Source organism: Sulfurimonas iocasae (assembly GCF_047716755.1).
Taxonomy (GTDB): domain Bacteria; phylum Campylobacterota; class Campylobacteria; order Campylobacterales; family Sulfurimonadaceae; genus Sulfurimonas.
Genome location: NZ_CP180409.1, coordinates 542,548 through 565,003 on the forward strand (window position 1 = coordinate 542,548; position 22,456 = coordinate 565,003).

The 22,456-nt window shown below is 33.0% G+C and carries 26 protein-coding genes; 15 read left to right on the forward strand and 11 right to left on the reverse strand.

The annotated features are described in order from the left end of the window. The first annotated feature begins 27 nt into the window (after positions 1–27). Genes ovoA through ACLHDE_RS02815 form a run of 4 tightly spaced genes read left to right on the forward strand, consistent with a single transcriptional unit; the run spans position 28 to position 3,964 of the window. The gene (ovoA, locus tag ACLHDE_RS02800) at positions 28–2,127 is read left to right on the forward strand and encodes a 5-histidylcysteine sulfoxide synthase (protein WP_415397642.1); all 2,100 of its coding nucleotides are present in this window, start codon (positions 28–30) and stop codon (positions 2,125–2,127) included. Further along, positions 2,124–3,311 (forward strand): PatB family C-S lyase, encoded by a 1,188-nt coding sequence (locus ACLHDE_RS02805; RefSeq protein ID WP_415397643.1) that lies wholly within the window; start codon positions 2,124–2,126, stop codon positions 3,309–3,311. Before ovoA ends, ACLHDE_RS02805 begins: the two co-directional genes overlap by 4 nt. Positions 3,312–3,315: 4 nt before the next feature. Next, entirely contained in the window at positions 3,316–3,546 is a 231-nt protein-coding gene (locus ACLHDE_RS02810) for a hypothetical protein (protein WP_415397644.1), read from the forward strand. Beyond that, the gene (locus tag ACLHDE_RS02815) at positions 3,539–3,964 is read left to right on the forward strand and encodes a pyridoxamine 5'-phosphate oxidase family protein (protein WP_415397645.1); all 426 of its coding nucleotides are present in this window, start codon (positions 3,539–3,541) and stop codon (positions 3,962–3,964) included. The genes ACLHDE_RS02810 and ACLHDE_RS02815 overlap by 8 nt, the downstream gene beginning before the upstream one ends. Here the strand turns inward: ACLHDE_RS02815 and ACLHDE_RS02820 are convergent. After that, positions 3,939–4,112 carry a uracil-DNA glycosylase gene (locus ACLHDE_RS02820; protein ID WP_415397646.1) on the reverse strand — a complete coding sequence of 58 codons (174 nt, stop codon included), beginning with the start codon at positions 4,110–4,112 and terminating at the stop codon, positions 3,939–3,941. The genes ACLHDE_RS02815 and ACLHDE_RS02820 overlap by 26 nt on opposite strands. Positions 4,113–4,189: 77 nt before the next feature. Here ACLHDE_RS02820 and ACLHDE_RS02825 point away from each other — a divergent pair, with 77 nt between their 5' ends. Then, positions 4,190–4,882 carry a dUTP diphosphatase gene (locus ACLHDE_RS02825; protein WP_415397647.1) on the forward strand — a complete coding sequence of 231 codons (693 nt, stop codon included), beginning with the start codon at positions 4,190–4,192 and terminating at the stop codon, positions 4,880–4,882. 3 nt (positions 4,883–4,885) lie between these two features. Next, positions 4,886–5,455 (forward strand): ATP-binding cassette domain-containing protein, encoded by a 570-nt coding sequence (locus ACLHDE_RS02830; protein WP_415397648.1) that lies wholly within the window; start codon positions 4,886–4,888, stop codon positions 5,453–5,455. 108 nt (positions 5,456–5,563) lie between these two features. Here the strand turns inward: ACLHDE_RS02830 and crcB are convergent, their stop codons facing one another. From crcB to ACLHDE_RS02865, 7 genes are read right to left on the reverse strand one after another with little or no spacing between them, the layout of a single operon-like run. After that, positions 5,564–5,950, reverse strand: coding sequence for a fluoride efflux transporter CrcB (crcB, locus tag ACLHDE_RS02835; protein WP_415397649.1), 387 nt, complete (start codon positions 5,948–5,950; stop codon positions 5,564–5,566). Beyond that, positions 5,919–6,617 carry a lysophospholipid acyltransferase family protein gene (locus ACLHDE_RS02840; protein WP_415397650.1) on the reverse strand — a complete coding sequence of 233 codons (699 nt, stop codon included), beginning with the start codon at positions 6,615–6,617 and terminating at the stop codon, positions 5,919–5,921. The genes crcB and ACLHDE_RS02840 overlap by 32 nt, the downstream gene beginning before the upstream one ends. Continuing rightward, on the reverse strand, positions 6,595–7,728 hold the full coding sequence (locus ACLHDE_RS02845; RefSeq protein WP_415397651.1) for a hypothetical protein: 1,134 nt from the start codon (positions 7,726–7,728) through the stop codon (positions 6,595–6,597). Before ACLHDE_RS02845 ends, ACLHDE_RS02840 begins: the two co-directional genes overlap by 23 nt. Next, on the reverse strand, positions 7,725–8,399 hold the full coding sequence (gene purQ, locus ACLHDE_RS02850; RefSeq protein WP_415397652.1) for a phosphoribosylformylglycinamidine synthase subunit PurQ: 675 nt from the start codon (positions 8,397–8,399) through the stop codon (positions 7,725–7,727). Before purQ ends, ACLHDE_RS02845 begins: the two co-directional genes overlap by 4 nt. Then, a complete protein-coding gene (gene purS, locus ACLHDE_RS02855; RefSeq protein WP_415397653.1) occupies positions 8,399–8,638 on the reverse strand; it encodes a phosphoribosylformylglycinamidine synthase subunit PurS in 240 nt (79 codons plus the stop codon). Before purS ends, purQ begins: the two co-directional genes overlap by 1 nt. A gap of 4 nt (positions 8,639–8,642) precedes the next feature. Then, entirely contained in the window at positions 8,643–9,356 is a 714-nt protein-coding gene (purC, locus tag ACLHDE_RS02860; RefSeq protein ID WP_415397654.1) for a phosphoribosylaminoimidazolesuccinocarboxamide synthase, read from the reverse strand. Positions 9,357–9,364: 8 nt separating this feature from the next. Further along, complete coding sequence (locus ACLHDE_RS02865; protein ID WP_415397655.1) at positions 9,365–10,696, reverse strand: S41 family peptidase; 1,332 nt, start codon at positions 10,694–10,696, stop codon at positions 9,365–9,367. Positions 10,697–10,859: 163 nt separating this feature from the next. Between ACLHDE_RS02865 and ACLHDE_RS02870 the strand changes: the two genes are divergently transcribed. From ACLHDE_RS02870 to ACLHDE_RS02900, 7 genes are all read left to right on the forward strand, one after another. Further along, positions 10,860–11,300 carry a hemerythrin domain-containing protein gene (locus tag ACLHDE_RS02870; protein WP_415397656.1) on the forward strand — a complete coding sequence of 147 codons (441 nt, stop codon included), beginning with the start codon at positions 10,860–10,862 and terminating at the stop codon, positions 11,298–11,300. A gap of 17 nt (positions 11,301–11,317) precedes the next feature. Next, entirely contained in the window at positions 11,318–12,622 is a 1,305-nt protein-coding gene (locus ACLHDE_RS02875) for a hypothetical protein (protein WP_415397657.1), read from the forward strand. Positions 12,623–12,650: 28 nt separating this feature from the next. Continuing rightward, positions 12,651–13,166 carry a shikimate kinase gene (locus tag ACLHDE_RS02880; protein ID WP_415397658.1) on the forward strand — a complete coding sequence of 172 codons (516 nt, stop codon included), beginning with the start codon at positions 12,651–12,653 and terminating at the stop codon, positions 13,164–13,166. Further along, positions 13,159–13,584, forward strand: a complete 426-nt coding sequence (locus ACLHDE_RS02885) for a DUF255 domain-containing protein (RefSeq protein WP_415397659.1) — start codon at positions 13,159–13,161, stop codon at positions 13,582–13,584. The genes ACLHDE_RS02880 and ACLHDE_RS02885 overlap by 8 nt, the downstream gene beginning before the upstream one ends. A 2-nt stretch (positions 13,585–13,586) precedes the next feature. Further along, a complete protein-coding gene (gene hisD / locus ACLHDE_RS02890; RefSeq protein WP_415397660.1) occupies positions 13,587–14,879 on the forward strand; it encodes a histidinol dehydrogenase in 1,293 nt (430 codons plus the stop codon). Positions 14,880–14,949: 70 nt separating this feature from the next. Then, positions 14,950–15,423, forward strand: a complete 474-nt coding sequence (locus ACLHDE_RS02895; protein ID WP_415397661.1) for a DUF2231 domain-containing protein — start codon at positions 14,950–14,952, stop codon at positions 15,421–15,423. 74 nt (positions 15,424–15,497) lie between these two features. Further along, a complete protein-coding gene (locus ACLHDE_RS02900; protein ID WP_415397662.1) occupies positions 15,498–16,583 on the forward strand; it encodes a PAS domain S-box protein in 1,086 nt (361 codons plus the stop codon). On the opposite strand, the gene ACLHDE_RS02905 is transcribed toward ACLHDE_RS02900, so the two are convergent. The 3 genes from ACLHDE_RS02905 to ACLHDE_RS02915 are packed head-to-tail and all read right to left on the reverse strand — an operon-like array spanning position 16,573 to position 20,571. Then, positions 16,573–18,630, reverse strand: a complete 2,058-nt coding sequence (locus tag ACLHDE_RS02905) for an ATP-binding protein (protein WP_415397663.1) — start codon at positions 18,628–18,630, stop codon at positions 16,573–16,575. The genes ACLHDE_RS02900 and ACLHDE_RS02905 overlap by 11 nt on opposite strands. Then, a complete protein-coding gene (locus ACLHDE_RS02910; protein WP_415397664.1) occupies positions 18,623–19,192 on the reverse strand; it encodes an SCO family protein in 570 nt (189 codons plus the stop codon). Before ACLHDE_RS02910 ends, ACLHDE_RS02905 begins: the two co-directional genes overlap by 8 nt. Beyond that, positions 19,192–20,571, reverse strand: a complete 1,380-nt coding sequence (locus ACLHDE_RS02915) for an HD domain-containing phosphohydrolase (RefSeq protein WP_415397665.1) — start codon at positions 20,569–20,571, stop codon at positions 19,192–19,194. Before ACLHDE_RS02915 ends, ACLHDE_RS02910 begins: the two co-directional genes overlap by 1 nt. A gap of 323 nt (positions 20,572–20,894) precedes the next feature. Between ACLHDE_RS02915 and ACLHDE_RS02920 the strand changes: the two genes are divergently transcribed. Further along, positions 20,895–21,533, forward strand: a complete 639-nt coding sequence (locus tag ACLHDE_RS02920; RefSeq protein WP_415397666.1) for a 4Fe-4S dicluster domain-containing protein — start codon at positions 20,895–20,897, stop codon at positions 21,531–21,533. Further along, positions 21,533–22,450, forward strand: coding sequence for an NrfD/PsrC family molybdoenzyme membrane anchor subunit (nrfD, locus tag ACLHDE_RS02925; protein WP_415397667.1), 918 nt, complete (start codon positions 21,533–21,535; stop codon positions 22,448–22,450). The genes ACLHDE_RS02920 and nrfD overlap by 1 nt, the downstream gene beginning before the upstream one ends. Positions 22,451–22,456: the final 6 nt, after the last annotated feature.

Consider the following 22,456-nt stretch of genomic DNA (forward strand, 5'->3'; position numbering starts at 1 on the left):
TGATTATATCAAATTTAAAGGCTTCAATTGAGTAACCTTAGCATGTATCCAGTAACGTTAGATGGAAACGATATACAAAAAAAGAGACAAGAAATAAAAAAGTATTTTGACAACACCTTTAGTCTCTATGAAAAAGTATTTGAACTACTAAAAGATGATGATGTATTTTACAAACAGTCAGAATTGACTCGTCATCCTATGATATTTTATTTTGGACATACTGCAACTTTTTTTGTAAATAAACTAATAAGTATGAAAATTATAAATGAAAGAGTAGACGCTTCTTTTGAGTCTATCTTCGCTGTTGGTGTAGATGAGATGTCTTGGGATGATGTAGATGCTAAAAACTATGCTTGGCCAAGTGTTGATGAAGTTAGGGAGTATAGAGCAAAGGTCAGAGAGATGGTTGATGAGTTGATAATGACTCTTCCTTTAACTCTGCCAATTACTGATGACTCTGATATGTGGGTAATTATTATGGGGATTGAGCATGAGAGAATTCATATAGAGACTTCACTCGTTCTTCATCGTCAGATGCCAATAGAGTTCGTTAAAGAAGTTAGTGAGTTCAAAGCGTGTTCTCACAGCTCAGATGCACCTACAAATGAGATGATAAGTATAAAGTCTCAGCATATTGAACTAGGAAAAGATAAGAAGCATCCTCTTTATGGATGGGATAATGAATATGGTACTTATGAAGAAGATGTTCAAGAGTTTAAAACATCAAAGTACCTTGTCAGTAATGGCGAATTTATGGAGTTTGTAGAAAATGGCGGCTATCAAACTAAAGAGTTCTGGGATGATGAGGGAGTAGAGTTTTTAGAAAACTCGGGAGCCTCATATCCAACTTTTTGGGTTTTAGAAGATTCAACATATAAGTATAGAACTTTAAGTGAGATTATAGAGATGCCACTTGACTGGCCAGTTGATGTAAATGCCCTTGAAGCTGAGGCATTTTGTAGATATAAGAGTCAAAAAAATGGTGTGACATACTCTCTTCCAAGTGAAGCTGAGTACAGAGCAATTTATAATCAATCTAGGTTAGAAGATCTACCGAACTTTCATGAGAGTAGGGCAAATCTTAACTTTTATCACTTTGCAAGTTCTTGTCCTGTAAATGAATTTAGTTTTAATGGCATCTTTGATGTGGTAGGAAATGTTTGGCAATGGAGCAGAAGTCCTATACGAGCTTTTGAAGGCTTTGAAGTGCATGAAGCCTATGATGACTTCTCAGTTCCAACATTTGATGATAAACACGCTCTTATACTTGGCTCTTCATGGGCGAGTAGTGGAAACCTGATAATGAAACACTCCCGTTATGCTTTTAGAAAACACTTCTATCAGAATGCAGGTTTTAGGTACGTTATCTCAGATAATAGTAATAATGAAGAGACAGATATATATGAAAGCGATGAACTAGTTTCTCAGTACTGTGAATTTCAGTATGGAGATACGCATTTTGGAGTTAAAAACTTTGCAATAGAGTGTGCCAAAATAGCTTCCAAATTTGCAATAAATAAAACAAAAGCTCTTGATTTAGGATGTGCAACAGGACGTGCAACTTATGAGTTAGCAAAAGATTTTGATGAGGTTGAAGGAATAGACTTCTCTGTTCGCTTTGTCCAAGTCGGAGCGAAGTTAAAAGAAGATGGTTTTGTAGCTTTTCACTCAAGAGAAGAGGGCGAACTAGTACAAAATAAGAAGATAAGTATAAAAGAGTTGGGTTATGAAAATCTAAAAGACAGAGTCTCTTTTTGGCAAGGAGATGCTTGTAACCTAAAACCAAATTTCAATTCTTACGATTTGGTTATAGCTACTAACCTTATAGATAGACTCTACAACCCTAGACTCTTTTTAGACACGATAGATGAGAGACTAAATGAGGATGGAATTTTAATAATCACTTCACCATATACATGGCAAGAAAGCTCAACTGCAAAAGAGTTATGGCTTGGTGGGTTTGTAGATGCTAATGGGGTTGAGGTTAGAACTATTGACTCTCTAAAAGTAGTTTTAGGAGAGAAGTTTGAACTTCTGCATATTCAAGATCTTGACTTTGTTATAAAAGAGACGGCAAGAAAGTATCAGCATACTATTTCTCAAGTTAGTGTTTGGAAAAAGCGTTGAAATATAACTTTACAGAATCTGCTTGCAGAAAAGATACAAATGCAGAAAAATATACTTTAAGAAAAGATTTATTTGGAACTGAAGATGTCCTGCCTGTTTGGGTGGCAGATATGGATATAGATACTCCTGATTTTGTTATAAGTGCCGTAAAAAAAAGACTAGAGCACTCTATAGTCGGCTATGAAGAAATTCCTACTAGTGCATTTGAAGCCCAGATAGAGTGGATGAAAAATGAACATGGCATAAGTTTTGAGTTAGAAGACATGCTCTATTCTCACTCTGTAGTTGCTTCTATGAGTTTGGCAATTGAGTCTTTTAGTGATGTGGGCGATAAGGTAATAGTTCAAACACCTGTATATCCTCCATTTTTTCACAGTGTAATGGAACATGATAGAGAACTTTTAAAAAATCCTCTAAAGCAAAATACGGATGGAGGGTATGTTTTTGATATAGAAGATTTAAAGTCTAAAATTGATGAAAAAACAAAACTGCTTCTTCTTTGCTCGCCTCATAATCCTGTGGGAAGAGTTTGGAGACGAGAAGAGCTTGAAGAGATATTGGAACTATGTTTAAAATATAATATTATTGTCTTTAGTGATGAAATACATTCAGATTTGGTTTACGCACCAAACAAACACATTCCATTTGCATCTCTTAGTGAAGATGCAAGAAATATAACAATTACTGCTATTGGAGTTGGAAAAACTTTTAATATGGCCGGTTTTGCTATGAGTAGTGTTGCAATTGCAAATAAAGATTTACGAAAAAAGTTTTTAAAGTCTTATAAAAAAGTTCATTTCGCTCAAGGTTCAGTTCTTAGTCATGCTGCATTTGAAGCAGCGTATAGAGAGGGAAAAGATTGGCTTGAAGATTTAAAGTTGCATCTATGGAATAACTATCAAATGCTTTTAGAAGTGTGTGAGAAATATAGTGATAAAATAAAAGTCACACCAATAGAAGCAACATACTTAGCTTGGCTGGATTGTAGAGGTATGGAGCTTAGCAACAAAGCACTTAGAAAGTTTTTCGTAGAAGAAGCTAAACTTGGGTTAAATGCAGGTCTTAGTTTTGGTAGAGAAGGAGATGGTTTTATGAGGTTGAATTTTGCGGTATCATCTGCTAAAATGTCGCAAGTAATTTCAAGATTAGAAAAAGCATTAGAAAAAATAAGTCATAGGACATAATAAAATGGTAAATATAAATTGGGATGAGTTTAAAGTTTTTAAACAACATTCGCATAAAGAAGATAATTTTACAATACTTTTGGATTTTATAAAGAGCTATTATAATATGAATAATCCAACGGATGTCTATGATACATTAGTTAATGATGATACTGCAAAGATGATGCTTGATAAAAGAGATATTGTCGATGCCGAAGGTCTAGAGACATATTTATTTCAACTACTAAATGGATGAAAATCTTAAAAAAATAGTTTCGTTTCTTGATAAACATCATGTAATGAGTCTTGCAACTTCGGCGGATTCAGAACTTAGTGTTTGTAACCTTTTTTATGCTTTTGATGAAAAAGAGCTCTCTTTTATTGTCGCGAGTAGTGATGATACCACACATATACAAAATATTTTAAAAAACCCAAATGTAGCAGGAAGTGTTGTTTTAGAGACAAAGAGTGTTGGTAAAATTCAGGGTTTACAGTTTCGAGGTTATATTTTTGCTCTTGAAGATAGTGAGCTTAAAAAGTTATATTTTAAACAATTTCCATATGCACTTGCAATGAATCCTAAACTTTGGCAGATAAAAATAGAGTATTTCAAGATGACTGACAATAGTTTTGGTTTTGGAAAAAAGATTATTTGGCCGGAGCTTTCTCTTTAAACATTGAGCAATCCATGCCGCTACTTTGAAAAACTACCAGAGATGGTATTTGTAGTGCTTTAAAGCCATACGCTTTACATCCATGAGGTTTGTTCTTTTCCCAAGTTACAAAATAGTACTCACATCTTCTACAATTAATTCTTTTCATAAATCTCTCTTTTTAAGTAGAGAATTCTAGCATATTAGATAAAATAAACGAATTAATTAACATAAAGAGATATACCTATGGATAAAATATTATTAATGCTACAACTCCAAGCACAACTAAATGATGCTACAAATGGAGAGGGCTGGACAAAAGGTGTTACAAAGAATGGTAAGACTATTAACTGGAACAGATGCATCTATATGGAATGTGCTGAGATAGTTGACAGTTTTTCGTGGAAACACTGGAAAAGTATAAATAAAGAACCAGACTGGGATAACTTACAAATAGAAGTTGTTGATGTTTGGCACTTTATGATGAGTTTAGCTATCGAGAACTATTCAAACACTTTAAGAGGCGGGATTGAAGATTTAGCTATAAATATTTCAGCTCTTAATAGTTTTTCAAATATAGATACTAGCAATGAACTCTTTGCATCTCAAGATGAGGTTATTGCTAAAGTTGAAAATATTATGCTTATATCTCTTAGTAAAGAAGAACTTGACTTAGATGCTTTCATAGAAGAGTTTTTTGATTTAGTTCTTATGAGTGGACTTGACTTAGAGACACTATATCGCCTATATGTTGGAAAAAATATTTTAAATCAATTCCGTCAAGACAATGGATATAAAGAGGGTTCTTACATTAAAGTTTGGAATGGTACAGAAGATAATGTTGTGATGAAGCGTATCTGGGAAGATAACAGTGACATTAAGCCGGATGTTCTATACAAAGAATTAACTAAATTATATTTAGCACTTACTAAGAGTTGATTGTTGAGTAATATTTTAGAAGTTAAAAATTTATCTTTTGGATACAAAAAAGATTTTTTACTCTTTAATGATTTATCTGTTACTTTAAAAAAAGGTGAGATAAAAGCTATAGTCGGAGCTAGTGGAGCTGGAAAAAGTACACTCTTTGAGTTGATACTAAAAAACTTAAAGCCACTAAGCGGAACTATAGAGTGTGCCTGTGCATCTGAGGTTTACCAAGACCCATACAGCTCATTTCATCCAAGTTATTCACTACTAAACCAGATAGAAGATGTAGCATCCACAGAAGCTATGGAGGGTTACTTAAATAGCCTAAATCTTGATTATGAGTTACTTTTAAAACTTCCACATGAACTCTCCGGAGGACAGCTTCAACGTGCTTCAATCCTTAGAGCGATGCTTATGAAACCAGAAATTTTACTACTTGATGAACCTACATCAGCACTTGATAATGTTATACAGCTTGAAGTTATGAACATGCTAATCAACTCTCTTGGTGAGATGGGAATGCTTCTTATTACACACGACTTAGAACTTGCTAAGTGGTGTGCTGATGAGATTATTATGATTTAACTATGTTACGCACTAAAACGAACTCGTCCGTTTTAGTGGCAGGGACAAAATGTCCCTTGCAACCCCCTGAAGCTAAGAAAAATAAATTTTTCTAGATTTACAATGTAATCACTTTAAAAAATACTTAGCAATATAAAAACCACCGCCAGCCATAAAAATGGTGCCAAAAGCATTTAGCGAAACGTTTGCAAGTGCTAAAACTATATGCCCACTCTCTAAAAGCAAGAAACTCTCAATAGCAAATGTTGAGTAAGTTGTCAGTGCTCCTAAAATCCCAGTAGATAGAAATGATTTTGCATGAAGTGAAAAGAGTGTTGTGTACATAAAGTATGCGATTAACAGTCCCATGAAAAAGCTACCTAGCAAATTTACACCTAGAGTTCCAAAAGGAATGTCATGTGGTAATTTATGCGATATTAAACCATTGAAATAGGCTCTTAAAACTGCTCCAATAAAACCACCACTACCTATGGCTAGGATTGTTTGCCAACTCATCATCATACACCTTTTGCATTTTAACTCTTAAATCTTTTAACCAATCTTTATTGCTTTTATCAGCCATAAAAGAGTCCATATATATTACCTTTATACGACCTGGTTTGTAGTAAAACTCTTTAATATTATAGTATTTAGCTGTTTGCATAAAAACGATAGGTTGTACACGCAGTTGATATTTATCAGCAACAGTTTTTGCACCTGATTTAAAAGGAAGTAATTTACCTTTAGTAGAGCGAGTTCCCTCTGGAAACATAGTAATAACTCTTCCTTTATCCAGCCTATCTTTTGCATCTCTTAAAAACTTGATAAGAGAAGTTTTACTCTCTCTTTTAATAGCAATATCTTGTGGAAGCTTTAAAACAAGTCCAAATAAAGGTATGTCAAAAAGCTCTTTTTTTGCTACCCATGCTAAATCTTTTTTACTGATTGTTTCCATAACGCAGATGTCTAAATCACTTTGATGATTTATTAAAAACATTTGAGCTTCAGGGTCTTCTTGACCTTCTATATCTACGGTGTAAAAAGTTGTTAGCCTGATTAGCCAAGCTGATATTTTTCTAGAGTATGGTCTTGGAACAAGATAATATAACACTATCATAAGTGTTAAATAAGAAAAAATAACTATCGTTGCAAAAAGCCAACTAATTCGTGCAAATATCTTCATTTTTCACCCAACCTATTTTTTCATTTTTTAATTTTACTTTTACAAAGTCTTTCACACTTCCCTCTTTTTGTAAGTGGTATACACTACTGGTTCTCTCAAATATAGTTCCATTATGAACTGGAAGCAGGTATATCTCAGATCCAACTTTTATGCAAACTTCTTTTGAAGGGATAGCTAAATAAGCTATATATGCCAAAGGGATAATAATTAACACTGAATATATATACTTTTTTCTCCATAAAATAAAAATAAAAATTATTAATGAGACAACACCTGCTATCATCATCTTTAGTCTTTCACGTGATTGATCTTTTGGTTTAAGGTCAGTTTGTGTTGTTACACTATCATCTATTACAATGATAGGTATATTTATACGTACAAAGCTGTTTTTCTCTAAGCTAAAGTAAGAGAAAGAGAAATTTTCTATATCTTTGTTTATAACTGCGTAGTAAACAATTTTTGAATCAAAGTGAGATTCAATCATTGATTCCGCACCTTGCTTATGAACATTTTTAAGTTCAAATGCACTTATATCGCAGTCAGTCGCAGTCGCTACAAAGACTACAATATTATGTTGATCATCGTAAGAAGAAGTTTTATATTCTAGTAGTTCAAAAGAATTTGCAACTATGTTTGCAAAATCTTTCTTAGGATTTAGTGTAACAACATTAAGTTCTTTACCTGCAAGTGTAGTCTCTCTATATATAGTGTTGTTATAGTCATGTATAGAAGCTGTAAAGTCTGGCAGTACAGCATTACTTGAAGTTGTTAAAAAGTAAAAAGTTTCATAGTAGTATTTAGAGTCTTCTTCTCTATAAGGAATCTCATTTAAAACTTTTAATCCCTGATGGTTTGTAAGTTCATAAGTAATATCTATAAAGTTTGGTACAGTTGATAGCGTTTTAATAGTTACAAAAAAGATTTCTCCCTTTATAACTCTATCTGGTATTTTTTCAAAATTAAGATATAAAACTTTTTGTAAAGAAGGAGTAGAAATAGTTTGATTTGTCTCAAGTGCACCATATGATACATTGTTATCATCAATAATAGTGATTTCGTTAGAGTTTAGAGTTGTTAGGAATAGCAACCCTAAAAGAAGTAGACGAATCACGCTTCTAAAAATCCTTGAAGCATTTTAACGCCATTATCACTTCCAAGAATTGTCTCCATAGCACGCTCTGGATGAGGCATAAGACCAAATACATTTTTTTCTTTATTACATATGCCAGCAATAGACTCAACACTACCGTTAGGGTTTTGTATATTGCCGTTAGCATCTGTATATTTTAAAAGTATTTGATTGTTCGCTTCTAGCTCTTTTAAGCCATTGGCATCTATGAAGTAGTTTCCATCGTGATGAGCGATAGGAATATTCACAACATCGTTATTAGCTAATTTTTCTAAGAAAATATTATCATTGTTGATAACTTTTAAGTGATGATGTTTAGATAAAAAATGGAGATGTTCATTTCTTTTAAGAGCACCTGGAAGAAGCCCAGCTTCAGTTAATACCTGAAAACCATTACAGATGCCAAGAACTTTACCGCCATTTTTTGCATAACTCTCCACCGCTTTCATAACAGGAGAAAATCTTGCAATAGCACCACTTCTTAGGTAATCCCCATATGAGAATCCACCGGCTATCACTAAAAGAGTAGTATCGCTTGGGATTGACTCAGATTTATGCCAAATAATTTCTGTTTTAGCACCTAATGCTTCAAAAGCATGTTGAGTGTCATACTCACAGTTAGTTCCTGGAAATTGAAGGATAGATACTTTCATTAAACTAGCTCTATCTCATAATCTTCTATTACAGTGTTTGCAAGAAGCTCTTCACACATCTTAGTAACATCAGCCATTGCAACTGTTTTATCTTTTGTTTCTAGTTCTAAAATTATTTGTTTGCCAACACGAACATCACTTACTCCATTGAAGTGAAGCGAGTCTAGTGCATGGTGTACTGCTTTGCCTTGAGAGTCTAAAACACCTGCTTTTAGAGATACATTTACTATTGCTTTCATTGTGTTATTTTCCTAAAATTCTATTTAATACTTGCTCATAAGCTACTGTTAAGCCGCCTAGACCTTGACGAAATCTATCTTTGTCCATCTTTTCACCACTCTCAACATCCCAAAAACGACAATTATCAGGAGAAATTTCATCCACTAAGATAATATTTCCATTACTGTCTTTTCCAAACTCAAGTTTGAAATCAACAAGATTAAGACCTTTTTGGGCAAAATACGGCTTAAGTATGTCATTTACTTGTCTTGCCATACGTCGAAGCTTGTCTAGTTCATCTTGATAATCAACCAACCCAAGAATAAGTGCATGTTGGTCATTTAGTTTAGGATCACCTAAAGCATCATCTTTATAATCAAACTCAACTAGAGTAAATGGAAGAACTTTTCCATCTTCTATACCTAGGTTACGGCTTAAACTACCAGTTGCAATATTGCGAACTATAACTTCGATTAAAATTACATCAACTTTCTTGTGAAGCATATGATTATCATCCATCATTTCTACAAAGTGAGTTTGGATTCCGTTTGCTTCTAAAAGTTTAAACAGTTCTGTAGAGATTTTATTATTAAGCGCACCTTTACCAGCTTCACTCGATTTTTTCTCACCATTAAACGCTGTTAAATCATCTTTGAACTCTGAGATAAGTAAGTCCTTATCATCAGTTAAAAATAACCTTTTAGCTTTTCCTTCGTAGAGTAGTTCTCTTTTTTCCATTCTAGTCTTTATCCTTTTACGATTATTAATGCTTTCATAATATCAACTGATTCTTTTAGTTGAATATCTTTATATAATTGTTCTTGCGTGATTATATCTTTTTTAGCCTTATCTTTTTCAGCTTTTTTGGACTTTTCGTCTTTGTTTTTGTCATGACCGTTAACTTTAACTAACTCTTCTTCTAGATGCTTTTTAAGATCAGCCTCTTTGATTGAAAAACCGTTTTCTCTCTCTGTAACTTCTCCTGGTTGAACTTCAATATCTGGTTTAACACCAACAGCTTGAATAGTTCTTCCACTTGGAAGGTAATATCTTGCTATTGTAAGCTTGATAGCCTCTTCTTTTGTTATAGGAAGTACAACTTGCACACTTCCTTTTCCAAATGTATTTTCACCAAGGATTACACCACGTTTGTGATCTTGCAGTGCTCCACTAACAATCTCAGAAGCAGAAGCACTTCCTCCATTAACTAAAACAACTAAGGGTACATCTGTAACTGTATTGGACTTTTTAGCCTTGTAAACTTGATTGTCAGATTCTTTACGACCTTTTTGAGAAACTATATCACCCTCATCTACAAATAAATCAACAAGTCCAACAGCTTGATCGAGTAATCCGCCAGGGTTATTCCTTAAATCAAGAATAATACCTTTTGTCATAGCTTTTTTTGTATTGATAGCTTTCATTACATCTTCAACAACTTTTTTATCAAAGCTTGTTACACGAACATAGAGAATGTCTTTACCGATAGTTTTCGTGTAGACTGATTCAATTGTTATAATACCTCTAACAATATTTATAGGAATAGGTTTAGCTTCTCCCTTGCGAACGATTGTAATCTCAATTGGATCACCAACTTTTCCTCTCATAATAGAAACAGCTTCGTCTATTGTCATGTTTAGAGTTGACTCTTCGTTTATTTTTAAGATAATATCACCAGACTTTAAACCAGCTTCATCTGCAGGAGTTCCTTCAATAGGAGCGATAACTGTTAATGCTCCATCTCTAACACCAACAGTAATTCCAAGTCCACCAAATTCACCATCTGTTTGAACTTTTAGCCTTTTGTAGTCTTTTTGAGTAAGAAAGTTTGAATGAGCGTCAAGGTTACTCATCATACCTTGAAGTGCTTTGTCCATTAACTCTTCAATAGTCACATCATCTACATTGTATTGCTCAACTATGCTTATGACTTTAGTAAACTTTGCAAGAGCTTCAAGTCTTGAAGCTTCCTTCTTTGTGTGATCTGTAGTTTTTGCAAAAAGATTTGCAGAAAAAATTATGGATATTGCGATTGTAACAGAGGCAAAACCTAGAGTTATATATTTTTTGTTTTTCATATTTATTCCTAATATATTTAAAAGAGAGATATTATAGTAAAAAGCTGTTTAAATAACAAATGCAAGTTCATTGTTCTTATACATCAGTTTGCTTGATTTATGATAATCTCAATTTTATTTTTTTTGAATATAATACAAAAATTATTTAATCAAGGTATAAACAATGAGTACAATCAAAGAATATTTATCAGCAGACCATAGTAGATGTGACGAGTTGTTCGCAGGCATGGAAGCAAAGGCTAGTGGTTCTTTAGCAGATGCTAAGAGTGAATTTGAAGAGTTTGCAAATGCAACTGAGAGACATTTTCAAATGGAAGAGAGAGTTATGTTTGTAGAGTTTGAGACTAAAACTGGTATGACAGAAGGTCCAACTGCAATGATGAGACATGAACATATTCAAATGAGAAGTCTTGTAAAACAGATGGGTGAAGCTTTAGCTGATAATAACAAAGATAAGTTTTTTGGTCTATCAGAGACTCTGATGATTCTAATGCAACAACATAATATGAAAGAAGAGCAGATGCTTTACACTATGGCACAGCAACACTTAAGTGCAGAGTCACCAAGAATAGTTGACATGATGGAGTCCATGATTGTTGAATAATTTTATCGGAGTTAACTATGGAACTTAATGGTTTATCAATAGATCAAGCCCCTCCTATATTCGCACCGCTTAGATTTTATCTAACTGCTCCACTTTTCGCAATATTCGCAGGCTTTTTAATTCTTTTTAGTGATGCTAATATTTTGATGAGCAGGTATTCTACCGATTCTATTGTAATAACGCATGCTTTGACAATAGGTTTTTTGGGTTTTATTATGCTTGGTTCATTAACTCAGATGTTGCCTGTTTTAGCTGGAGTACAAATTCCAAAAGTAAATATAGTCTCAAAAACTTCGCATATATTTTTAGTAATTGGTACTATCTTTATGTTACTCGGACTTATGTCTGAAACTGTATTTTTTGATGTAGCCGCTTTAGTTTTGCTAAGTGTCGGTTTTACAATGATAATCACAGTTATAGCAATGGCAATAGTAAAAGTTAAAAACTTTAACCCAACTGTAAAAGCGATGAGTGTAAGCCTTGTCTTTGCATCTTTGACGATTCTCATGGGACTATTTTTACTTTTTACTTATGTAGATGAAGATTATGCATTATATAGAAATATGATTGCTAATGTTCATAGTGTATGGGGAATATTTGGTTTTGGAGGCATCTTGATTATTGGTGTTACATTTCAAGTCTTACCTATGTTTTATGTTGCTCCAAGATTTAAACAATTTTGTAAAAAAAGAGTTGTTTTACTTATTAGTATAGGCTTGCTTATATGGTTATTTACAAGTATATTTGCAGAATCCTATTCTATTATTGGGAAGGCTTGGATTGCACTGTTTTTCTGGGCATTTGCTACTACTGTATGGAGGAAACTTAGTACTCGCCGTCGTCCTATAAGTGATGTGACTGTTTGGTATTGGAGAGTTGCAAGCATATCTTTAACACTTGGTGCTTTTCTTTGGATTTTTGATGAGTACTTTAAACATGAATATGTCGTAATGGTCGGAATTTTACTTGGTGGCGGGTTTATACTATCTATTATGATGGGGATGCTGTATAAAATAATTCCATTTCTTGTTTGGTTCCATCTCAATGCTATGGGCTATATGACAATCCCAACAATGAACGAAATGATAAATAAAAACTTATCTAGAGCCCAGTTTTTTCTTTTTATTGTATCTCTATTTGGTTTTATATTCGCATTTTATATTCCAGAACTGCTAAAAATTTCTGCACTTAGTTTTATAATAAGTATGGTAATTTTACAATATAATGTTATAGCACCAGTTCTGATATATAATAAAATTAGAAAAACTAAACCAGATTTTGACATGAGTGCTTTTGCTACTATAGATGGCTCATGCGACTAATCGCATTTAATATTACTTAAGGATTTTGATGAAAAACATCATTTTGATTGGCTTTATGGGAGTTGGAAAGGGTAGTGTGGCTCGTGAAGTTATAAAACACTCTGATTATATTGCTGTAGATACTGATGACTTAATTGAGAGTATGGAAAATAAAAGTGTTAAAAAAATATTTGAAGAAGATGGTGAGGGCTACTTTAGAAAGTTAGAACTAGATGTTGCTTTATGGCTTGAATCGAGTGTTAAAAATACTCTTATCTCAACTGGTGGTGGTTTTTACAAGCAAAAAAACCTCAAAAAAATAGGAACAATCGTTCTTTTGGACTCTCCATTTGAGAAGATTATTAAACGTATAAAAAATCATCCAAATGCAATGAGAAAACTAAAAAAAAGACCACTGTTGGCTGATCTAAAAAAGGCTGAAGAACTTTATCGTGAGCGCCGTCCAGAGTATCTCTCTTTGGCTGATATAGTTATTGATGTTACAAAAAAAAGTGCGATAGAGTGCTCAAATGAACTTCTTAAAAAGGTGAAAAAACATGCGTAAAATATTAATATACTTAACACTTCTGTTTGCTACTACAATCATGGCATCTGAGATTAAATGGGCTAAAGATTATGAAGCTGGAATAAAAGAAGCAACAAGATTTATGAAACCTGTTTTATTTATTTCATCAAGACATACATGTAAGTTTTGTGTTATTTTAGATGAGGGTACTTTAAAAGATAAAAGAGTTGTAGATGCTTTAAACAAAGATTATATCTCAATCATCTCTTATAGTGATGAGAATGACTATATGCCAAAAGAACTTTGGCAGCCAGGAACACCAGCCATTTGGTTTTTACTTCCAAGTGGTGAGCCTATGTATCAACCTATAATGGGTGCAATAGGTGCAGAGAACTTCTTAAAAGCGTTAGAGGTAGTTACAGCGGAGTTTGAAAACTTCAAAAAGACAGGAAAATAAGAATGATTTTTACAAATACAAACAGTCCTGATTTTGCTGAGAGTTTCAATGAGCTTTTACAAAGAGGAAAAATGGATATCGCTAATGTTAGTGCTATCGTTGGAAGTATTATAGATGAGATTAAAACTGATAAAAATGTTGCATTAAAAAAACATATTGCTAAGTTTGATAATTGGACTCCAGTGAGGGATGAGGATTTAAAAATCTCAACAGACTCTATGAAAGAAGCCTATGACAATATAGACGCTAAACTAAAAAGTGCTTTGCACCTGGCATATGATAGAATTAAAATTTACCATGAAAAACAAAAACCAAAATCTTGGTTTGACACAGAAGACAATGGAACTATTTTAGGTCAAAAAGTAACGCCTGTTGATAGTGCAGGACTCTATATTCCTGGTGGGAAAGCGGCTTATCCATCTTCACTTTTGATGAATGTTATTCCGGCTCAAGTCGCAGGAGTAGAGAATATTGTAGTTTGTACTCCAACGCCTGATAATGAGCCAAACAGGCTTCTTTTAGCTGCTTGTCACCTTTGTGGTGTAAGTGAGGTCTATAAAGTTGGAGGGGCTAGTGCTATTGCTGCAATGGCTTATGGTACACAGAGCATCCCTAAAGTAGATGTTATTACAGGACCTGGAAATATTTTTGTAGCAACTGCTAAAAAAATGGTCTTTGGCGATGTAAATATTGATATGATCGCAGGACCAAGTGAGATAGGAATACTAGCTGATGACAGTGCAAATGCCAATCATTTAGCCGTAGATATGCTTTCTCAGGCTGAACATGATGAAATGGCAAGTTCTATCTTGATTACTCCATCTCAGAAACTAGCAGATGCGGTAAAAGTTGAGATAGAAATCTGGCTTAAAAAACTACCTCGCCAAGAGATAGCTAGAAAGTCTATAGAGGAACGCGGAGCAATCATAGTGACTTCAGACATGGATGAAGCAATAAGACTTATGAATGATATCGCTCCTGAACATTTAGAAGTTGCTACTGATAACTCTTTTGAACTTTTACCATTTATAAAACATGCCGGTGCAATCTTTTTAGGTCACAACACTCCTGAAGCGGTTGGTGATTATGTAGCTGGGCCGAATCATACCCTGCCTACTGGTGGAACAGCAAAATTTTACTCTCCACTTGGAGTGGAAAACTTTATGAAGAAAACTTCTATTATCTCTTTTTCAAATAGAGCTATTAATGAAATAGGTGAAGAGTGTGCACTTATTGCAAATACTGAAGGATTGACTGCTCATGAGCAATCTGTACGGGTAAGATTAACTAAGTAATTCTATTTCATAAGAAAAAACTATAAAATAAAGTGTACAATACCCTTATAAATCAAAACAAGGGTATTACATGTTACATCCAGCACTCGCTCATTTCGCAGTATCACTTCCAATTATTTCTTTATTATTAGGTTTAGCTTATTTATATAAGCCAAGTGAACTTATGTCAAAGGTCTCTACTCGTTTTATGGTTTTTGCAGCTATATTTATCATAGCTGCTTTCTTTAGTGGAAAAGAAGATGGAGGAGAAGTGTATAAATTTCTTTCCGGAGAAGGAAAACAGTTATTGATACAGCACAAGGATCTTGGACTTTATTTAGCAATAGCTATGGGTATAGCAGCTATTATTAAGTTTTATGGATGTCTTAAGAAGTCTTTTAAAGCAGAACTTTTTGCAATAATTTTAGTTGCTATTATCGCAGGTGGTACTTTATATCAAGGTAAAATGGGTGGAGAACTTACATATACTTATGGTGCGCATGTACAAGACCATTCAGATGGTATGGACTGTTTGGCAGAAGCAGCAGAAGATGACGAAGAATAAAAACAAATAATATAATTTGACTTTAATTTTTTTATTAGTTACAATCTCTTATAATAAAATAAGAAGATTTAACAATGCAAGATTGCGAGTCAAATATATTAGAACAATATAAATATATTGTTGATAAAACAAATATCGTGTCAAAGTCGGATCTTTTAGGTACTATCACTTATGCAAATAATAAATTTGTTGAAATTTCCGGCTACTCCATAATAGAACTCCTTGGTCAGCCTCATTCCATTTTAAGAGATCCAGATACTCCAAGCGAAATCTATAAAGAACTATGGGATACTATTCAAGCAAAAAAGATTTGGCGTGGTATATTTCAGAATGTTAAAAAAGATGGTTCAAAATATACGGTTGAAGCTTCAATCTATCCTATTATAAATTGTGATGGTAATATTCTAGAATATATATCTATTCGTCATAATATTACAGAGCTTAAAGAGTTGAATCTTAAAAATAAGATATTGCGTGATTATGATATTTCACAACAAAATATTGCAAGAGAAAAACTCGAAGCAGGTATTGTTAATGAGTTGGATGAAAAGAATTTAAAGGTGATATATCACCCCTCAGATATACTTTGCGGTGATTTTTATTCGCTATTTAGACGTGATGATGGTTCAATATTTATATATATATTGGATGGTCAGGGGCATGGTGTTTCTCCTGCATTGACAGTTTTTGCTGCATCTGCAACTATAAAAGAGCTGGTCAAAGGAAAGGGTGGTTTGAAAAAGATATGTAAAAAACTATTTCCAACGATTAAGACATTCTTAGGAGAGTTAGAACAACTATCTTATACTATGATAATGATAAGTCCAAAAGACAAGAAACTCTCATATGCATCTGGTGGTATGTATCCATTTGAAATCAAAGGAAAGAATGAAATCTTTAGGAACAAGGCTAATAACCTACCGTTTATGCAATTCTCTAAAATACCTGAAGTAACTAAATTAAATATTTCAGATTGGAAGTCAATAATGCTTTATAGTGATGGACTTGTTGAACATATAAAAAAAGACGAAGATCATTTTATACCAAGACTGTTAATTGGTAATCCATCCCTGATTGATTACACTTCTAAGTCGTTGAATCAATACAAGTTTGATGATGATGTTACTTTGATACATTTAGAAAATAATTTTAACTCCTAAACATATTTAGTAAAACTTCGCACTCTCCAATATCAAAACTCTTCACAGCTGTGGAGAGTTTATTAGAAACATTTATAAGACTCTCTACATTTTCTTTTGTTGCAAATATATATAGTTGATCCGCGAATTTTTGTATTAGTTCTATATCACCAGCTGTTTTTGCTTCTAATAACAACTCTTTTAAAGATGGATGGCTATCTAATGAAATCTCTCTTTGATGTATTTGAGTTATTGCAGGTTCGTTATTTAAGACTTGAATTTCAGACTTTAAGTAATCTGACATAGTAATTAATAGACTCTCTTTTTTCAAAGGTTTATATAAAAAACTCTCAAATATATCATATACTTTATTATGTATACTGAAGGCTACAGATGAAGTAATTGCGATTATTGGAATGTTTTTAAACTTCTTAATCTCGTTTGTAGCTTCTATTCCATTTTTCTTTGGCATCTTTATATCCATAAGTATTAGGTCTATTTGATGCTCTTTTGCCATATCTACTGCTTCTTGCCCATCTATAGCCTCAATAATTGTCAGTGGAGTGTCTTTTAAATATTCTATTATAAGTTCTCTATTTAGTTTAATATCATCTGCCACAAGTACGATGGCTTTCTCAAATATGACTTTTTGATTTGCTCTTAATTTAGCTACTGGAATATTTTGTGTGACTTCAATATTTGATAATTTTATTGTAAAAGTCGATCCATTGAATTTACTACTCTTTACACTAATCTCACCATCCATCAACTTTACAAGCTGTTTTGTAATGGATAAACCAAGGCCGGTACCACCGTACTCTTTGTTGCTTTGATTTGTATGTTGTGCAAATGCTTCAAACATCTTTTCTTGTTCAATAGTATCCATGCCGATTCCACTGTCTTGGATCTCTATAATTAGATTGATATTGTTTGTCTCTTGCTTTGTTGTGCTAAATATATTTAGGTTTACAAAGCCTTCGGGTGTAAATTTAATAGCGTTACTAATTAAATTTAGAAGAATTTGTCTTGTTCTCACTTCATCAATCATTAAAGACTCTGGAACTGAATTATCAATATTTATATTTAATTCAAGAGCTTTTAATTTTGCTTTGTGATAAAAAACATTTTTAATCTCATCCCCGACTGCTCTGATATCTGTGGCTATATATTGAATCTCCAGTTTTCCTGCTTCAACTTTTGATAGGTCTAAAATATCATTAATAAGGGCAAGCAATATTATAGAACTATCTTGTACTGATTTTACATAGTTTTGATTTGTAGTGTCTTTTACACTTTTTTCAAGTAAATTTGTAAAACCGATGATTGCATTCATCGGTGTTCTAATCTCATGAGACATATTAGCAAGAAACTCAGACTTCATATTATTTGCAGAATCTGCTTCTTCTTTTGCCTGTTTTAACTCTAGAGTTCTTATCTCAACCATACTCTCAAGGTTTTTATTCACAGACTCTAATGCCTCTTTTGTCCTATGTAGTTCTTGATGTGTTTTATCCATATAAAAAACAATATTAGCTAAAACAAACCATTCAAAAATCACAAAGGCACTGTGCAATAAGACAATATCAAAACCACACCCGTAGTTAAAAACGACAATAGGTGTATCAAAGACAATTACGTTGTATTGTTGTAGGTAGCTAAATATTAGGTGGTGGAGTATTGTAAATACAGATGCGAGCGTAATAATCTTATGGTCTCTGTATATAACTAAAAATGAGAGAGCTCCAAAGATATGAAAGTGCATCTCAATTCGACCTAGACTCTGTTGAATCATTATAATAGAGAAAGTAAGAAGAACTAAGGCTAGTACATACCTATATGTTTGAGTCCCTGTAAATGATTTGTAAGCAAAGTAAGTAATTGTAAAAAGAACTCCTCCACCAATAAATCCAAGTAGATAAGCATCAAACAAGTAGGCAGTAATTGTAGAGACAATAATCCAGTGTACAAATACTAGCTTTAGCATAAATCTATCAGCACGTGCATACTCTTTGTTCTTATCAGAAGAAAAGGTGCTGTCTAAAAAAAAAGCCTTTAATAAACTATTCATGGAGTAATTCCTCTATATCTAACTTTATTTGAGTGAAATCATAAGGATAAGAATTATATATATATCTTATCTCTTTTTTGTTTTTTGCTCTCTTTATAAGATATAAGTTTGCTGTATGATCATACTTTGTTTTATCTATAAGAGATTTTGAGAAATAGACACTGAAGACTTTTGTATAATCTCTTAAAATATTTTTATTTAAATATATTCCTTTAAAGTCTTCATTAAAAAAGTTAGCAAACCTGTTTGGAAGAGTTTCATCATCAGGAACCGATATATCTAAAAACTCTATGCCTACTCTCTCTTTTGTTTTTTTATCAAGCGATTTGTAAAGAGTGCTTATATCTTGCATCCTTGGAGTACATATATCTGCACATCCTGAGTATCCAAAAAATAGAAGTTTTATATCTTTGTCATCATTTAAAATTAGAGGAAGTTCAAACTCTTTGTTAAGTGAGGTTCTTGAGAAATCTTTTGTAAAGAAGGTAGGTATTATCATGATAAGAATAGATACTATTATAACAACTAAGATAATAATCGTAGCAGATATTTTTTTTTGCATTATTTGTTGTATTTTTGTTTTATTTTTAGTACTTCATCTAAATTTTTTATTAGTAAGTCAACCAGTTTAGGCTCAAAAGCAGTGCCTTTTTGAGATATGATATATTGGATAGTATCTTCAATACTCCAAGCTTTTTTATATACTCTATCATTAGTAAGAGCGTCAAATACGTCTGCAATAGCTGTGATTCTGCCAAATACATGAATCTCTTCACCACTAAGACCTCTAGGATAGCCTGTTCCATCCCATTTCTCATGATGCTGATATGAGATAAGAGCTGCAGCTTGTAGTAATTGGTGTTTTGATTTGTTAAATATTTCCCATCCAAAAGTAGTATGGTTCTTCATAATCTCAAACTCTTCAAGCGTTAATTTTCCTGGTTTTAAAAGAATGGCATCTGGTATAATTACTTTTCCAATGTCATGCATTGGAGATGCCATTTTTAAAAGAGCTACATCCTCATCTGTAGATCCATATGCTTTAGCTAAAAGTTCAGAGATTAAAGAGACTCTATTAACGTGATCACCAGTTTCTTTTGATCGCCACTCACCTAACTCACCTAATGTGTGTAGAACTTCTTCTTGAGTAGCAACAATATCGTTTTGTAGCTCTATCTCTTTTGTGATATCGGTTCTTATGCTTATATACTCAATAATCTCGTTGCTATAGTTTAGTATTGGAAAAATAGTAGATTCAAAATAGTAGTTACTTCCATCTTTAGCAACATTTTTAACTAGTCCATTCCATGTCTTTTTACTGGTGATAGTTTCCCACATGGATTTGTAAATTTCATCACTTACATCAGGACTTCTAAATATTCTGTGATTTTTTCCAATAAGCTCTTGCCTTGGGTATTTAGTTAGTTCACAGAACCTATTATTTACATATATTATGTTTCCTTCTAAATCTGCTTTAGAGACTGCTGCACTAGCATCCACAGCAAGTTTATACTGTTCTAAAAGTGCTTTAGTCTCATTTACCTCTTGTAGAAGATTCTCTTTTGCGCTGAATAAATCAACATGAGTTTTTACACGGTGAATCAACTCTAACTCATCAAAAGGTTTTGTTATGTAGTCTTCACCACCATGCTCAAAAGCTTTTCTAATACTGTCTTTATTAGCATTGGCACTAAGAAAAATTATAGGTATATTTGTTGTTGAGTCTTTCTTTATAATAGAAGCCGTTTCATAACCGTTTAATCCGGGCATATTTATATCCATAAGTATAAGAGAGTGTTTTCGTAGTTTGAATTGTTCTATGGCTTTTTCACCACTTGTAGAAAAAAAAATATTATATAAGTTGGTTGATTTTAAAACATTAGCAGCTAGTTGAATGTTCTTCGCATTATCATCAACTATAAGTATATTGTGTTTTTGCATCATTCAATCCATCGTTTAATAGTTAATAGTTAATAGTTAATAGTTAATAGTTAATAGTTAATAGTTAATTTGTGTTGATTGTACATAAATAATTCTGATAAAATGTTTAATTGATTAATAGACTTTAGTAGTTGACGAAACTACACAACTATAAAAAGTTATCAAAAAATTATCACGTGTTTATAACTAATTTAAGATTACTTTGATACTATTTTTGTAGCAAAAGAGCCTATTTTTATGATTATAATTGGTTCTTTTAAAATGTATTAGATATAGTTATAAATCTTAAATTTGCCATTAAAAAAAAAGCCAAAGGAGAATATATGCAATTAGGTTTCCTCGTTGACTTACATTTGTGTATGGGATGTAAAGGATGTGAAATCGCATGTAAGGTGGAAAATGAAGTTCCACTTAGTACATGGAGACTTCGTGTTAAGTATGTAGATGTGGGGACTTTCCCAGATACAAAAAGAACATTTACACCGCTTAGATGTAATCACTGTGAGAATGCTCCATGTGAGAGAATCTGTCCGGTTAGTGCATTACATTATTTAGATAATGGTATTGTGAATATCGATAAAGAGCGCTGTATAGGTTGTGCAGGTTGTGTTATGGCTTGTCCATATGGAGCGATTTATATTGATCCTCAAACACAAACAGCAGATAAATGTACTTATTGTGCACACCGTATCGCATCATCAATGATGCCAGCTTGTGTTGTTGCTTGTCCAGTTCAAGCAAATATTTTTGGTGACTTAGATGATCCAACATCAAATATTTCTAAATATATTCAAGTAAATCAAGGAAACGTTCAAGTGCGTAAGCCAGAAAAGGGTACAAACCCTCATCACTATTATGTAGGTGGCGGTAATGTTTCTCTTAACCCACTTGCTTCTCATAGAGGTGAAGGTCATAACTTATTTGGTAAAATAACAACACTTCCTGTAGGAGGACACCACTAATGGCAGCACATGAAATATTAGCAGCAACAAATGCTGTGGTAACTTTAGATGTAGCTTTACCAGGTGTAGTTTGGCCTTGGTTAGTAACTGTAAATATGTGGGCTAAGAGTATTGGTACTGGTGTAATTTTTATGCTATTTTTACTTCTTAGAATGCATCCAGAATCTGGTAATAAATTAAGATTGCAAACAGCAATAGTAGCTTTTATATTTATTAATATTTTCTTATTATTCACATTAGGTGACTTACACAAGCCATTTAGATTTTGGCATATACTTGTTCATCCTAGCTTTTCATCTGCAATTGCATGGGGTACGTTTATGGCTTCAGCATTCTTAGGTTTATTAACTCTCCTAGTGCTTGTAGCATGGAGAGCAAGAACTAAAGATGAGTGTAATGCTAATTATGACAAGATTCTTTTATGGACAGCTATATTAGCAATCCCGGTAACACTTTACACAGCAGCACTTATGTCTCAGTGTACAGCTCGTGAATTATGGCAAATGCCAGCAGAATCAGCTCAAATGATTTTAGCTGCACTTCTTTCAGGTTCAGCAGCAATGATACTTCTAGGTGGTTCTAAACTAACTTATGAAGCTAAAAAGACATTAGGTGTAGTTTTAGGACTTAGTGCATTAATGTCATTCATTATCTATATGTCTGAGTATATATTTGGAGCTATGAAAGCTGAAGAGATAGCATTTACTTTAGAGTATATTAAAGGTGATGGGCCATATACAGTTATGTTCTGGCTAGGTCAATGGATGACTTATTTATTACCAATGCTTTTAATAGTATTGTCAAGAAGTTCAAAAAGCGAAAGCATATTAAAGCTAGCAGCAATACTAGCACTTGTGGGTCTATTCATAGTTAAACATGTTTGGTTAATGATTCCACAATTATTACCAATGAGTTAGGGAGAA

What these genes read in the sequence shown, in the direction of transcription:
- ACLHDE_RS02810 (WP_415397644.1), top strand. Translation starts at nt 3,316, where the DNA reads ATGGTAAATATAAATTGGGATGAGTTTAAAGTTTTTAAACAACATTCG.
- ACLHDE_RS02815 (WP_415397645.1), top strand. Translation starts at nt 3,539, where the DNA reads ATGGATGAAAATCTTAAAAAAATAGTTTCGTTTCTTGATAAACATCAT.
- ACLHDE_RS02820 (WP_415397646.1), bottom strand. Translation starts at nt 4,112, where the DNA reads ATGAAAAGAATTAATTGTAGAAGATGTGAGTACTATTTTGTAACTTGG.
- ACLHDE_RS02825 (WP_415397647.1), top strand. Translation starts at nt 4,190, where the DNA reads ATGGATAAAATATTATTAATGCTACAACTCCAAGCACAACTAAATGAT.
- crcB (WP_415397649.1), bottom strand. Translation starts at nt 5,950, where the DNA reads ATGAGTTGGCAAACAATCCTAGCCATAGGTAGTGGTGGTTTTATTGGA.
- ACLHDE_RS02840 (WP_415397650.1), bottom strand. Translation starts at nt 6,617, where the DNA reads ATGAAGATATTTGCACGAATTAGTTGGCTTTTTGCAACGATAGTTATT.
- purQ (WP_415397652.1), bottom strand. Translation starts at nt 8,399, where the DNA reads ATGAAAGTATCTATCCTTCAATTTCCAGGAACTAACTGTGAGTATGAC.
- purS (WP_415397653.1), bottom strand. Translation starts at nt 8,638, where the DNA reads ATGAAAGCAATAGTAAATGTATCTCTAAAAGCAGGTGTTTTAGACTCT.
- purC (WP_415397654.1), bottom strand. Translation starts at nt 9,356, where the DNA reads ATGGAAAAAAGAGAACTACTCTACGAAGGAAAAGCTAAAAGGTTATTT.
- ACLHDE_RS02865 (WP_415397655.1), bottom strand. Translation starts at nt 10,696, where the DNA reads ATGAAAAACAAAAAATATATAACTCTAGGTTTTGCCTCTGTTACAATC.
- ACLHDE_RS02870 (WP_415397656.1), top strand. Translation starts at nt 10,860, where the DNA reads ATGAGTACAATCAAAGAATATTTATCAGCAGACCATAGTAGATGTGAC.
- ACLHDE_RS02875 (WP_415397657.1), top strand. Translation starts at nt 11,318, where the DNA reads ATGGAACTTAATGGTTTATCAATAGATCAAGCCCCTCCTATATTCGCA.
- ACLHDE_RS02880 (WP_415397658.1), top strand. Translation starts at nt 12,651, where the DNA reads ATGAAAAACATCATTTTGATTGGCTTTATGGGAGTTGGAAAGGGTAGT.
- ACLHDE_RS02885 (WP_415397659.1), top strand. Translation starts at nt 13,159, where the DNA reads ATGCGTAAAATATTAATATACTTAACACTTCTGTTTGCTACTACAATC.
- hisD (WP_415397660.1), top strand. Translation starts at nt 13,587, where the DNA reads ATGATTTTTACAAATACAAACAGTCCTGATTTTGCTGAGAGTTTCAAT.
- ACLHDE_RS02895 (WP_415397661.1), top strand. Translation starts at nt 14,950, where the DNA reads ATGTTACATCCAGCACTCGCTCATTTCGCAGTATCACTTCCAATTATT.
- ACLHDE_RS02900 (WP_415397662.1), top strand. Translation starts at nt 15,498, where the DNA reads ATGCAAGATTGCGAGTCAAATATATTAGAACAATATAAATATATTGTT.
- ACLHDE_RS02905 (WP_415397663.1), bottom strand. Translation starts at nt 18,630, where the DNA reads ATGAATAGTTTATTAAAGGCTTTTTTTTTAGACAGCACCTTTTCTTCT.
- ACLHDE_RS02910 (WP_415397664.1), bottom strand. Translation starts at nt 19,192, where the DNA reads ATGCAAAAAAAAATATCTGCTACGATTATTATCTTAGTTGTTATAATA.
- ACLHDE_RS02915 (WP_415397665.1), bottom strand. Translation starts at nt 20,571, where the DNA reads ATGCAAAAACACAATATACTTATAGTTGATGATAATGCGAAGAACATT.
- ACLHDE_RS02920 (WP_415397666.1), top strand. Translation starts at nt 20,895, where the DNA reads ATGCAATTAGGTTTCCTCGTTGACTTACATTTGTGTATGGGATGTAAA.
- nrfD (WP_415397667.1), top strand. Translation starts at nt 21,533, where the DNA reads ATGGCAGCACATGAAATATTAGCAGCAACAAATGCTGTGGTAACTTTA.